Consider the following 13,075-nt stretch of genomic DNA (forward strand, 5'->3'; position numbering starts at 1 on the left):
AAACCGCGCACTTTTCTTCATCCCGCTCTAGTGGCAGGCGCCTGAATCCGCCGCCAGACCTCCCCGGAAAATCTTGAACGGAGTTGATCTCATGGATGCTTCCGCACGCGCCAGCAATGACTTCTATCTCGACCGGCAGGCGAGACGAGAGTCGAATGCCCGCAGCTATCCGCGGCGTTTTCCCGTCGCGCTGAAGTCCGCCTTCGGCTGCACGGTTACCGATGTCGAGGGAAGGACCTATCTCGATTGCCTCGCAGGCGCCGGAACGCTGGCGCTCGGCCACAATCACCCGGAGGTGATCGAGACGTTGCAGGACGTGCTGCGTTCCGGTCTGCCGCTCCACACTCTCGACCTGACGACGCCGGTGAAGGACCGGTTCGTTGCCGACATTTTCGAAACCCTTCCCTCTGGGCTTCGCGAAGGGGGCAGGATTCAATTTTGCTCGCCGAGCGGAACGGATGCTGTCGAGGCCGCCATCAAGCTTGCAAAGACCGCGACCGGTCGCACCGATATCATCTCTTTCCGGGGCGCCTATCACGGCATGTCGCAGGGCTCGCTTTCCCTTATGGGTTCGCTCGGAGCGAAGGCTGCCGTCGGCCAGCTTGTGCCGGGCGCGCATTTCTTTCCCTATCCTTATGCCTATCGTTGCCCCTTTGGCCGCGGCGGCGAGGAAACGGCAACCCTAGCCGCCGAGTATTTCGAGCGGGCGCTGCGTGATCCCGAAGGCGGCGTCAACCTCCCGGCCGCCGTCATTCTGGAAGCCGTGCAGGGCGAGGGCGGCGTCATTCCGGCCCCGGCCGAGTGGCTGCGCGCCGTCCGTCGCGTGACGCTCGATCTCGGCATCCCGCTCGTCCTCGACGAGGTCCAGAGCGGTGTTGGTCGCACCGGCAGCTTCTATGCCTTTCAGAAGGCAGGCATCGTTCCGGATATCGTCGTTCTGTCCAAGGCGATCGGCGGCGGCCTGCCGCTTGCGGTGATGATCTACCGCGAGGGGCTCGATCTTTGGAGGCCGGGCGCCCATGCGGGCACTTTCCGCGGCAATCAGCTAGCCATGGCTGCCGGGTCGAAAACGCTCGAAATCATAGAGCGGGAGGGGCTCGTCGAGCGGGCAGCGATCGCCGGGCGGAGGCTGCGCGCCAATCTCGAACGGATCGCGGCGTACACGCCCTATGTCGGCGAGGTGCGTGGCGAAGGCCTGATGCTCGGGGTCGAAATCGTCGATCCGGATGGTCGGCCAGATGCGCTCGGCCATCCGCCGCATGGACCGGAGATCGCCCGGATGATCCAGAATGATGTATTCCGTTCCGGCCTCATTCTCGAAACCGGCGGCCGCTACGGCAGCGTGCTGCGCCTTTTGCCGCCGCTCACGATATCCGATGCGGAGATCGATCAGGTGTCGAGCATCCTTGCCGCCGCATTCGAGCGCCTTGGACGCAAGGCCGCATGAATATGAATTTCGCCGCACTCAAAGCCGCGCCAGCCATCGAGCCGGACTACGCGGACCAGATCTTCAGCACCGATACCGCATCGCGTCGGGCGTTTCGTGACGCGATGCTTCAGGCCGTCGACCTTGTTTCCGAAGGCGCGGCGGCCACAAACAGCCTTTACTCGGGGACGAGCGTTCAGGGTCTGCGCGGACTTCTCGATGATCTCGACCCGCTCCCTGAAGTCGGAACCGGCATCGCCGCCGCGCTTGCCGACATCGGCAGGCCGGCGCTTGAACATGCGCTGGCGGTCGGTCATCCGGCGGCAATGGCGCATCTCCATTGCCCGGTCGCGGTGCCCGCGCTGGCTGCGGAAGTCCTGATTTCAGCCACCAACCAGTCGCTCGATTCCTGGGATCAATCGCCCTTCGCCACCCTCGTTGAAGAGCGGGTTCTAGCGCAGCTCACGGAACTTGCGGGATTGCCTGTCTCGGCAAGCGGCAACTTCACCAGCGGCGGCAGCCAGTCGAACATGACGGCGTTGTATCTGGCCGCTGCGCGCTACGGCGCCGAAGCGCGGAAATCCGGCGTTATTTTCACATCGGAGCACGCGCATTTCAGCATACGCAAGAGTGCAGCCATTCTCGGCTTTGCGGATGATGCGGTTATTTCCATTGCAACGGATGTGCAGGGCCGGATGTCGGTGTCGGCGTTCGAAGCCGGCCTGCGGCAGGTCGTCGATGTTGGTCGCCTGCCGGTCGCGGTAGTCGCGACGGCCGGAACGACCGACCTCGGCGCCATAGATCCCCTTCCGGAAATCGCCGATCTCGCTGCCGCGCAGGATCTCTGGATGCATGTGGACGCCGCCTACGGCGGAGGGCTTCTGTTTTCGCGCCATCGCGGTCGTCTTGCGGGGCTGGAGCGCGCCTATTCAATCGCGCTCGATTTTCACAAGATGCTGTTTCAGCCGATCAGCTGCGGCGCGCTTCTGCTGGGCGATCGGGCGCATTTTGCACCGCTTGCGAGCAAGGCGGACTACCTTAATCCGGAAGATGCCGTCTTTGCCGATGCGCCGAACCTCGTCGAGCGTTCGATGCAGACGACGCGCAGAGCCGATGCGCTGAAAATCCTAATGACCATGCGGGCCATCGGCCGCGACGGCTTGGACGAACTGATCTGCCAGACGCTGGAAAATACCCGTGCCGCGGCGGAGGCCGTGGAAGCCCGGCAATATTTGCTTCTCGCGCGGCCACCGTCGCTCTCGACCGTTCTGTTCCGTTACGTCTCCGCGGGCGGACCGGAGCTGTCCGACGCGATCACGCTGAAAACGCGCGCGGCGCTCTTCCATGCCGGCATCGCGGCTCTCGCGACGACCGTTCTCGACGGCCGCGTCCATTTCAAGCTCACGCTGCTCAATCCGCGTTCAACCCCCGATGTCGTCCACCGTGTCCTCGATGCGATCGGCGAAACGGCCTGCGAACTGGAGACCCACCATGCACGCACATAATGCTGCAACGCTTACCCTGCGCTCCCTTCTCAACTGCGTGGCACGCGAATATCCCGATCGTGTCCGCTGGTCGGACAGGTCGGGGCAATTGCAATTCACGCTGACATTCCCGGACGGCGGCGGAAGCCTCGATCTGCCTGCGCTTTACCGCTCGGCAACCGGTCATCACCTTTTCGGCGCGCCGGTGATGCTGACCGACAAAGATGGGCCGAAGGCGATCAGCGCGTTAGACGCGATAACGGCCGTTATCGAACGGCTGGAACCTTCCGCTGCTGCGAAGGACGGCCGGGCCGACCTGTTGAACCGTACACATTCGAGCCGTCTCCTTATCGAAGCGGCGCTTGAAGCGCGCAACCCCGACCTGGCCGGTCTCGCCGGCGACGAGGTCTCCTTCATCGCGGCGGAACAGGGGCTGATTGCTGGACACGGCATTCATCCCTGCCCGAAAAGCCGCGAAGGCATGACGGAAGCGGAGTCGCGCCGCTATTCGCCGGAATTCGCAGCCGGTTTTCCGCTGCGGTGGTTCGCCGTCGAACGCAGCCTTTTCCATACCGGCCATTCGCAGGGCTCCCCTTCGGCCGAAGAATGGCTGAAGGCGGCAATTGGAAGCGATTTCGACGCGATCAAGGCGCGTCTGCCCGAGGGGGACTTCGCATTGCTGCCGGTGCATCCCTGGCAAGCGGACCACATGCTGAAGGACCCCGCGGTGGCCGCCCTCGTGGCCAACTGCCGCCTGGTAGATTGCGGCGAGGCCGGCGAGCCATGGTTCCCGACGTCGTCCGTGCGCACGCTCTATCGCCCCGATGCGCCCTTCATGCCGAAGCTTTCGCTGGGCGTCGGCATCACTAATTCCGTCCGCGTCAATCTTGCCCGCGAGCTGCATCGCGGTGACGATATGTATCGCTTCCGCCGTCATCGGCTGTGGCAGGATTTTTCGCGCAGCTATCCCGGCCTGACGCTCGTCCCGGATCCTGCCTATATGGGCGTCAAGGTCGACAGCGTGGTGATCGACGGCCTTTCCGTGTCGATGCGGGAAAATCCTTTCATGGGGGCAGATGCTGACCGCAACGTATCGCTGCTCGCTGCCCTATGCGAGCATCTGCCGGATCGCGGCAGTCGGCTCGGCGCCCTGGTCCGCAACCGGGCGCGGTTGGAAGGACGTCCTCTCGATGCCGTTGCGAAGGACTGGTTCGAGCGGTTTCTGACGATCTTTGTCCGCCCGATCTTCGCGCTTTATCTGCGCCATGGCATCGCCATGGAGGCGCACCAGCAGAACATCGTGATCGAGATCGAGGACGGCTATCCGATTGGCGTGTTCTATCGCGATAACCAGGGATTTTTCCATCACGAGCGCGCACACAAGGCACTTGTCGAGGCCATGCCGGGCCTCGGCGAAGCAAGCGAATCCGTCTTCGGCGAGGAGCCCGTCGACGAGCGCCTCCTCTATTACGCCTTCATCAATTCGGTCCTCGGCATGATCGGCGCGCTGGGGCGGGAGGGGCTTGTCGGCGAGATCGTGCTGCTTGACATGCTGCGCAACGAATTGTTGCGGCTCGAAGCGCTGGAGGGCGCGAATTCTCGGCTCGTGCGCAAGATGCTGGCACCGACGCTGCAGTGCAAGGCGAACCTCAAGACCCGCATTGCACGGTTGGACGAACTCGTCGGTCCGCTCGAGACGCAATCGGTCTATCTCGAAATCGTCAATCCCCTGCTGCAGACCGAAAAGGCCTTGGCCGATGCTTGATCTCAGCAAGCCTGACACGCCTTTCGCCTACTCGCGCTACGATCCCGATATCGGTCGGACGATCAGCTTCCGGCTTCTGGAGAAAGAGCGCGATCTGGAGCTTTTGTGGCGGTGGATGAATCAGGCGCATGTGGTGCCGCAATGGAAGATGGCGAAGCCGATCGAACACATCGCCGCCTACATCGACGCCAATCTCGCCGATCCGCATCAGGACCCATATATCGGCCTCATCGATGGGACCCCGATGAGCTATTGGGAAGCCTATTGGGCGAAGGACGATATTCTCGGTCGGTATTATCCGGCCGAGGAGAAGGACAGGGGCTGGCATATGTTGGTCGGCGAACCTGATTTTTTCGGCCGCGGCATCGCGCCGGCAGTGATCCGTGCCTTCACCCGCTTCCTCTTTCTCGATGATCCCGCAACCCGGAAGATCGTCGGCGAACCGAGCGTCGAGGCACGGCGTCTGCTTCGCTATGCGCCGGTCTGCGCCTTCGAGGAGCAGGGCGAAATCGATCTTCCCGACAAGCGCGCCAAACTGATGTTTTGCCACCGGGGACGCTTCATCCAACAATTCGGATTATAACCATGATGGATCTCGATCTGGCGGGGATCGGCATCGGGCCGTTCAATCTCGGTCTTGCCGCCCTTCTCTCTTCCCACGAAAATCTCTCGGGCGTCTTTCTCGAGCGCAAGCCGGCGTTTCGCTGGCACGAAGGGCTCCTCCTTCCGGGGACGACGCTGCAGGTCCCCTTCATGGCCGACCTCGTCACTATGGCGGACCCGACGCATCCCTTGAGCTTCCTCAACTACCTTGCAGTGCATGATCGCCTTTACAAGTTCTATTTCTACGAACATTTCATGATCCCGCGGCAGGAATACGATGACTATTGCCGCTGGGCGTCGGAGCAACTTTCCTCGTGCCGCTTCGATGAGGAGGTGGTCGACGTCACCCACGAGGCGGCATCCGATGGCTTCTCGGTCGAAAGCCGGTCCGCCGCGGGCGGAAAGAAGCGATATCGAAGCCGCAACCTCGCGATCGGCGTCGGCACAGCTCCCTTCCTGCCGCAATGGGCGCGGATCAAAACGACGGCGCCCCTGCTGCACTCCAGCGAGTTCGGCAAGCGGCGCATGGAGCTTTCGAAACGTCGCCGCGTGACTGTTATCGGCTCCGGGCAAAGTGCCGCCGAGTGCATTCTTGCGCTCTACAGCGATCTGACGCCCGAGATGGTCGCAGCCGGCGCTTCCATTCAGTGGATCACCCGCTCGGCGGGTTTCTTCCCGATGGAATATTCCAAGCTCGGGCTTGAATATTTCACGCCTGACTACATGCGCCATTTCCATCAGATCGCGCCGGCCAAACGCCGCGAGATAGTCGCGAACCAGGGCCTGCTCTACAAGGGCATCAGCTTCTCGACCATCGGCGAGATCTTCGATCTCCTGTACGAACGGTCAGTCGGCGGCCGCGATCCCGGCCTGTCGCTCTTTTCCAATTGCGCGGTCGAAAAACTGGAGAGCGCAGGACCGTCAGGGTCTTTCCGCATCGGCATCAGCCATAATCACCTCGATGAGAAGGCGACCGTCGAAACGGACGCGATCGTTGCCGCGACGGGCTACCGGCATGCCTGGCCGGAATGGCTGGGCTCGCTCAAGGGCAGCGTTCTTCAAACCTGCGAGCAAGGCGACCTGATCGTCGGCGAGGATTTCCGTGCACGCCGCAGCGACGGCGGCAAGGCCAATGTTTTCGTCCAGAACGCCGAAACCTTCCACCACGGCGTCGGGGCGCCCGACCTCGGCCTCGGCGCCTTCCGCAATGCGGTCATCATCAACCAGCTTGTCGGTCGCGAGCATTACCGCGTCGGCGCGCCGGCGTCATTCCAGAACTTCGGCCTGCCTTCCGGCCAGACCGCCCGATCCTCGATTTCAGGAGATTTCTATGCCCATGCGTCATGACCCGCTTCTTCCCGGCGCCTTTTCCAAAGAGCTCTGGCAACAGGCATCGAGACGTCTTTTGGCCAAGGTCATTGAGGAATTCGCCTATGAACGCGTCTTCGGTGTTCAGGAGGAAAACCCGGGCCACTACCGTGTCGATATCGGAGAGGTCGCGTATCGCTTCAAAGCCAAGCGCTATGTCTTCGACAATCTCTCGGTCGATCCGACGAGCATCGCCAAGCGGCACGGCGATGCCGATGTGCTGCTTGACGATCCGCTTGCCTTCTGCGCCGAAGTGCTTCCGAAGCTCGGCGTCAAGCCGATGACGGTCGCGCACTTCATCAAGGAGCTTGGCAACACGCTCGTCGCCGATGCGCATATCGCCGCGCGGGCCACAAAAACCGGTGCGGAACTTGCGGAGTTGGACGACATTCGCATGGAGGGCGAGACCACCGGCCATCCCTGGGTGACGGTCAGCAAGGGGCGTATCGGCCTCGGCTATTCCGATTATCTCGCCTATGCGCCGGAAAATCGGACCGCGACGGAGGTGCTTTGGCTCGGCGTCAGCAAGGATCGCGCGTCCTTCGTCGCGGAGCAGAAGCTTACGAACGAGCGGCTCGTCCGCGAGGCCGTCGGCACCTCTCGTTTCGGTGCGTTTTGCGCCGTGCTCGCCGCGCGTGGCGGCTCTACCGAGACGCATTACATGATGCCGGTCCATCCCTGGCAGTGGGACCATATGATCGTGCCGCATTTCGCCGCCGATATCGCCTCCGGACACATGGTGCTGCTCGGCAAGGGAGACGATCTCTATGTGCCGCAGCAATCCGTGCGCACCTTGTCGAACATTTCCCATCCGGAGAAATCGACGCTGAAACTGTGCATGACCATCCTGAATACCGCCGTCTACCGAGGTATTCCCGGAAAGCGGGCGCTGACGGCAGCGCCGCTGACGACATGGCTCGACCAGTTGCTGGTCAAGGATCGTTTCCTGTTGGAAGAGTGCGGTCTCGTTCTTCTCGGCGAGCGCGCAGGGATGCACTATGTCCATCCGCAATTCTCCGGCGTCGAGGGCGCGCCTTATCAATTCAACGAGATGCTCGGTTGCCTGTGGCGCGACAGCCTGGCGGCGCATCTGAAGCCGGGCGAAACCGGCATGCCCCTTGCCGCCCTCCTGCATGCCGGCACAGACGGCAAGCCGGTGGTCCAGGCGTTAGCCGAAAAAGCAGGCATGACCGTATCGGAATGGATGGCGCGGTTCTTCGACGTCGTCATTCCGCCGGTTTTCCACCTGCTGGCGAAGCATGGCCTTGCCTTTTCGGCACACGGCCAGAATGCGACGCTCATTCTGAAGGAAAGCCGGCCCGAACGCCTGGCGCTGCGCGACTTCATCGACGACGTGATCGTCTGCGATCTGGAGTTTCCCGAAAGCGCGAGCATGCCGGATGAGGTCAGGGCCGTTCTTTTGTGCCTGCCTGCCGACTTTCTCATCCACTTCATCCAGACGACACTCTTTATATGCGTCTTCCGCTACATGTCGGTCTTGCTCGACCAGCGCTCCGGCCTCTCCGAAGACGCCTTCTGGGCCTTGGCGCGCGAGAGTGTACTGCGGTATCAGAAACGCTTCCCCGACATGGCATCCCGCTTCGCGACGTTCGATCTCTTCGGCGACGAATATCCGCGCCTTTGCCTGAACCGGGTTCGCCTGTTCACGCATGGTTATGCCGATGATGACGAACGCCCGGTGCCGGATTTCCAGGGCATGGTGGACAACCCGTTGGTTGCTTTCGACAGGCGCAGCAATGCGGCGTAGTCGCTCCTGAAGCTGCTGAAAAATACAAGGGGCCGCCACCCTTCCGGTGGACGGCCCTTCACATTCGGACATATCACGCTCTTCGTCAGGCGGCTGTCGCGGTGAGCCGGCGCAGGTCGGAGGGGCGCACGCCGTAGCGGCTTCTGAAGGTGCGGTTAAAATACGAAAGATCGTTGAAGCCCACAGTGTAGGCGATCTGGCTGATGGAGGTGGCGTCGCCTTCCGCCAGTATGAGCCCCTTGGCGAGTGAAAGCCGCCTTCCAAGCATGTAGCGGGAAAAGGTCGTTCCTTCCCGGCTGAAGAATTTCTGGATTGCTCTGGGAGTGACGCCCTCGGCCTCGGCTACGTCGGTGATCGAGAAAGCGCCGTTCGCAAGGTTTTCTTCTATCAGCGTCTTGATGGAGGCCATGCGGCTTTGGGGCGTGTCTCGCGGACCGATGTTGCCGACATGCTGAGCAAGCACTGGCAGAAGATCATAGAAATGGGCGACCATCATGCCGGCATGCTCCTCGCTTTGATATTCCTGTCTCAGAAGATAGCCGGCATAGTTCGTGAGTAGCTGCAGCGGCAAGCAGTCGGCAGCAAGTGGTTGCATCATCATTGGCTTCAAAATATCGCGCATTGAAGCAAGCGCATAGGCGGGGAGATGCGCGCAGTCGAAACGCCCGCCTTCCGGCAGCGTGATTTCAGATGACGCGTCTGCGGGAAGAAAGATGACATCCGCCCGTGCCGTCTCCACCTTGTTCCGGCGATGATGGATAACAAGCGGACCGTCCATGGCACGCATGATGACAATGCCGGCATCGCTTACGCCGTTTGCGGTGAGGCGAAGCGGTGCCTTGGGGAAGTAGAGCGTTGCTAGCGAAAGGGACACATATTTCCAGAACAACCCCGTCACGCCAGCTAGATCGCCATCTTCCACGGCAATCGTAGCCTCTCCGAGCATGTCCAAAAGGATGCTCCTGCAAACGAGTCTGCTTTCGCGATCAGGAAGCATCCCGAATTTCAGCGGTCGGATTATCTCCATGTCGTGAGCCAGCCTTTCCTGTTGACGTTCGCATCCGTCCAAATGAGGTTCGCCATTATCCAAGCGGCGAACACCCTTAGCTCATAAAACATGACTTAAATAGTCTTGTATTTGCAATTTGCTCGCTGTCCGCAGCGACAATTGTCTTCGCGCGCGCAGGGGGCGTTATGGGTAAGAATGAGAATGGCGGCGTAGGCTTTGGCCTCTTCGCCGTGGCGATGGCGGTCGGCACGAGCGCGGTTGCCCAGGAGGGCAGTTCGGCCGATCAAGCGGAAGCTGCGACGAGCCTGGAAGCGATCGTGGTTACGGGCAGCCGATCCCCTCAGCAGATTTCCGAAATCGCGCGCACTATCTACGTCGTCGAGTCGGCTCAAATCCAGACCGAGGCTCGGTCCGGCAAAACGCTGCAGCAGATTCTAGCTGACGCCATTCCAAGTTTTGATCCTGCGAGCGAGGGAGCGCGCACATCCTTCGGGCAGAATCTGCGCGGCCGAACACCGCTCATCCTCATCGACGGTGTCTCGATGAATTCAGCGCGTTCGCTCAGCCGCCAGTTCGATTCCATCGATCCCTTCAACATCGAGCGGGTGGAGGTCCTGTCCGGAGCGACCGCAATCTATGGCGGGAACGCGACGGGCGGCATCATCAACATCATCACGAAGAAGGGCAAGGACGCAGAGCCGGGGCTTCACGCCGAAGTCACCGGCGGCATGGGCAGCGGCTTCGCAGGCAGCCAGGACTTCGATCGCAATGCGGCGGGCGCCGTTACCTACGACAGCGACAACTGGGATGCCCGCTTCTCGATCGCCGGGAACAGGACCGGCGCCTTTTACGACGGCAGCGACACGATACTCATTCCCGACATCACGCAGACCTCCACGGCCTTCAACGAGCGCATCGACCTGATGGGGTCGATCGGCTACCAGGTCGACGAGGGCCGCCGCCTCGAATTTTCCGGGCAATATTTCGATAGCAAGCAGGATTCGGATTACGGTCTTTATTACGGTCTCAATTTCGCAGCGCTTGGAAATCCGAGCCTGTTTGAAACTCGTGACGGGTACGAGTCCGACTTCAATCCGCAAACCCGCCGTTCGATGTACAACGTCACCTACACCGATGATGACGTTTTCGGGCAGCAACTGTTGCTGCAAGGCGCTTACAGAAGCGAAAAAATCAAGTTCAATCCCTTTCCCGCTAGCGGCAACGCCGAAACCGGCACTTACTTCGCCGGCAGTTCGCAGGACACCGACTATTACAGCGTCAAAGCGGCGCTTGTCGCGGAGCCCACAGACCAGCTGAAGATAACTTATGGTGTCGATGCCGATCGGGATTCCTTCAAGTCGCGTCAGAACGTCTTCGACATGCGGACTGCCGCCGTCAGCGGGGGTCTCGATTTCGATACGGTTGGCATAACCGGCCTTTATCCCTCTATCGATGTCTCCACGATCGCCGGATTTGCGGAGGCCTCCTACGAGGCCACCGACCGGGTGACGCTGAACGGCGGCGTCCGCTACCAATTCGTCAACACCAAGGTCTCCGACTTCGTCGGGGCGGCGCAGCAGGTCGCCATCCTGCAAGGGAGCGCGACCTCCGCCGATGTCATACCCGGCGGCGAAGTCAACTATGACGCCGCTCTGTTCAGTGCCGGCGCGACCTACCAATTGACGAATACGCAGCAGGTTTATGCAAACTTCAGCCAGGGCTTCGAGCTGCCGGATCCGGCCAAATACTACGGGTATGGCCTCTATTCGCTCGCGGGTGGACATTACACGCTTATCAACAGCGTGAATGTCGGCGACTCAGCGCTTGAGGCCATCAAGACCAATTCGTTTGAAATCGGCTATCGTGTTGACGACGGCACCTACAACCTTGAAACCGCGGCCTATTACTCTCTTTCCGATCGATCCATCAATCTCAATCGCTCGACGCTTGCGGTCGAAGTCGTCGATCAGGAGAGACGAGTCTATGGCATAGAAGGAAAAGTGGGCGCAAAGCTTGACCATGGTTTCGATGTTGGGGTTTTGGGTCATTGGGTGAGAACCGAAGTCAAGGACGACGGCTGGGAGAAGGACTCTATTGGAACCGCAAGCGTCTCCAAGCTTGGCGGCTATGTCGGCTGGACTAATGACGCTCTCAGCCTAAAATTTTACGGCCAGCATGTCTTCGAGCTCATGGACGCCGATGGGTTTACGATCGACGACTATACGCTGTTCGATCTGACCGGCGGCTACACCTTCGAAAATACCGACACGACGCTGAATTTCGGCATCCATAACGTCTTCGACACCGACTACACGACGATTTGGGGCTCCCGCGCCAAAGCCCTTTATGGCGGATTGGCCGACGAATCGATATTCGACTACAAGGGCCGCGGACGCACATTCGCAATCTCGCTGACGAAGGTCTTTTGATGGACCAATCGCGTCAAGGACAGCGGGAAATGATCGGCGAGCCCCAAAAGACTGACGATCGAGACGGCGGCATGTTTCGATCCTTTCAGCTTCACGCGTGCAGGTCCGTCGACGTGCGCCAGGCTGGATCCATCCTGTCGGTTTCGGCGGTTAAGGATCACACGGCACGCTTCGAGCTTTCGGAGGGGGCACTGAGAATCGACGATCTCAGCACGGGCCACGCTTGGGGTTTTCGACTTGCTTGCGCCGTCTTCGAGTATCTGTTCGCGACAAGGAGAGACTTGGTCTCGATCGTGCTCGCGGGCGATGGCTGGAATCTCCTATTGCCGGAGTTGAAACGGCGTGGCCTTGTGATCGACGGCAAGGATGCACTCGCGCCAGCGGTGTTTGCGGAAATGTTCTGGCAGATGCCCGAGATCTGGATGGCCTCGCCATCATGTGCCCGTCCGCGACGCGACATCTTTGATGGCAAGACCGAACATCCTTTGCGGCCGCCGAAGCCGGCTGGATGTCTCTATGCCCGGTTCATTCCCTGGCTCTCCGGCACGCTCTCGTTCACCGTGGCGACACTTGAGGACCTGCCCGACATTCACCGCTGGATGAACGATCCAAGAGTGGACGAGTTTTGGAACGAAGCAGGAAGCGAAGCCGCTCACAGACGGTATTTGGATCGCATGCTGGCCGATCCTCACATCATACCGCTGATCGGCCGCTTTGACGAGCAGGCCTTTTCCTATTTCGAGATCTATTGGGCGAAAGAGGATTTGATCGGTACTTTCTGCGGTGCCGGCGACTACGACCGCGGCTGTCACGTCATCGTCGGGGAGGGGGCTTTTCGCGGGAAGCTGTGGTTCACGGCCTGGCTGCCCTCCCTACTTCATTTGATGTTTCTCGACGACCCCCGAACCGAACGGATCGTTCAAGAGCCGAGTGCTGCGCATCACCGTCAACTCCGTAACCTGCAGCGCTCGGGCTTCTCTCATACAAGAACCGTTGATCTTCCGACAAAACGTGCGGCGATCATGTCGATCTCCAGACAGCACTTTTTCTCGAACCGGCTATGGCATCCGGCCGTCCTTGCGGACAGGGCGGGCTCATGAGCGGGGGCGATGATACAACGTCGACAAAAGATACAAATTTGGCTTACCGGCTGCAGGCAAGCATCCTGACGAACAGCCCCGAATGCGTCTTGGAACGTCTTCACATCCACTTGCTTGAACACG

9 protein-coding genes are annotated in these 13,075 nt (G+C 60.6%); 8 read left to right on the forward strand and 1 reads right to left on the reverse strand.

The genetic code is table 11. The features are described 5' to 3' along the window. Positions 1-91: 91 nt before the first annotated feature. Genes rhbA through PYH37_RS03855 form a run of 6 tightly spaced genes read left to right on the forward strand, consistent with a single transcriptional unit; the run spans position 92 to position 8,414 of the window. Complete coding sequence (rhbA, locus tag PYH37_RS03830) at positions 92-1,447, forward strand: diaminobutyrate--2-oxoglutarate transaminase (RefSeq protein ID WP_280732106.1); 1,356 nt, start codon at positions 92-94, stop codon at positions 1,445-1,447. Next, complete coding sequence (rhbB, locus tag PYH37_RS03835) at positions 1,444-2,931, forward strand: L-2,4-diaminobutyrate decarboxylase (protein WP_280732107.1); 1,488 nt, start codon at positions 1,444-1,446, stop codon at positions 2,929-2,931. Before rhbA ends, rhbB begins: the two co-directional genes overlap by 4 nt. Then, positions 2,918-4,675, forward strand: coding sequence for a rhizobactin siderophore biosynthesis protein RhbC (rhbC, locus tag PYH37_RS03840; protein WP_280732108.1), 1,758 nt, complete (start codon positions 2,918-2,920; stop codon positions 4,673-4,675). Before rhbB ends, rhbC begins: the two co-directional genes overlap by 14 nt. Next, positions 4,668-5,258 carry a rhizobactin siderophore biosynthesis protein RhbD gene (gene rhbD / locus PYH37_RS03845; protein ID WP_280732109.1) on the forward strand — a complete coding sequence of 197 codons (591 nt, stop codon included), beginning with the start codon at positions 4,668-4,670 and terminating at the stop codon, positions 5,256-5,258. Before rhbC ends, rhbD begins: the two co-directional genes overlap by 8 nt. 2 nt (positions 5,259-5,260) lie before the next feature. Continuing rightward, complete coding sequence (rhbE, locus tag PYH37_RS03850) at positions 5,261-6,625, forward strand: rhizobactin siderophore biosynthesis protein RhbE (protein ID WP_280732110.1); 1,365 nt, start codon at positions 5,261-5,263, stop codon at positions 6,623-6,625. Next, on the forward strand, positions 6,609-8,414 hold the full coding sequence (locus PYH37_RS03855) for an IucA/IucC family protein (protein WP_280732111.1): 1,806 nt from the start codon (positions 6,609-6,611) through the stop codon (positions 8,412-8,414). Before rhbE ends, PYH37_RS03855 begins: the two co-directional genes overlap by 17 nt. Positions 8,415-8,499: 85 nt before the next feature. Here the strand turns inward: PYH37_RS03855 and rhrA are convergent, their stop codons facing one another. Next, positions 8,500-9,441: a rhizobactin biosynthesis transcriptional regulator RhrA gene (rhrA, locus tag PYH37_RS03860; protein ID WP_280732112.1), complete on the reverse strand. Its 942-nt coding sequence runs from the start codon at positions 9,439-9,441 to the stop codon at positions 8,500-8,502. 167 nt (positions 9,442-9,608) lie between these two features. Between rhrA and rhtA the strand changes: the two genes are divergently transcribed. Further along, positions 9,609-11,852: a TonB-dependent siderophore receptor RhtA gene (gene rhtA / locus PYH37_RS03865; protein WP_280732113.1), complete on the forward strand. Its 2,244-nt coding sequence runs from the start codon at positions 9,609-9,611 to the stop codon at positions 11,850-11,852. A 29-nt stretch (positions 11,853-11,881) separates the two neighbouring features. Then, positions 11,882-12,952, forward strand: a complete 1,071-nt coding sequence (locus PYH37_RS03870; protein WP_280732114.1) for a GNAT family N-acetyltransferase — start codon at positions 11,882-11,884, stop codon at positions 12,950-12,952. Positions 12,953-13,075 lie beyond the last annotated feature (123 nt).

The sequence above is a fragment of the Sinorhizobium numidicum genome (assembly GCF_029892045.1).
Taxonomy (GTDB): Bacteria; Pseudomonadota; Alphaproteobacteria; order Rhizobiales; family Rhizobiaceae; genus Sinorhizobium; species Sinorhizobium numidicum.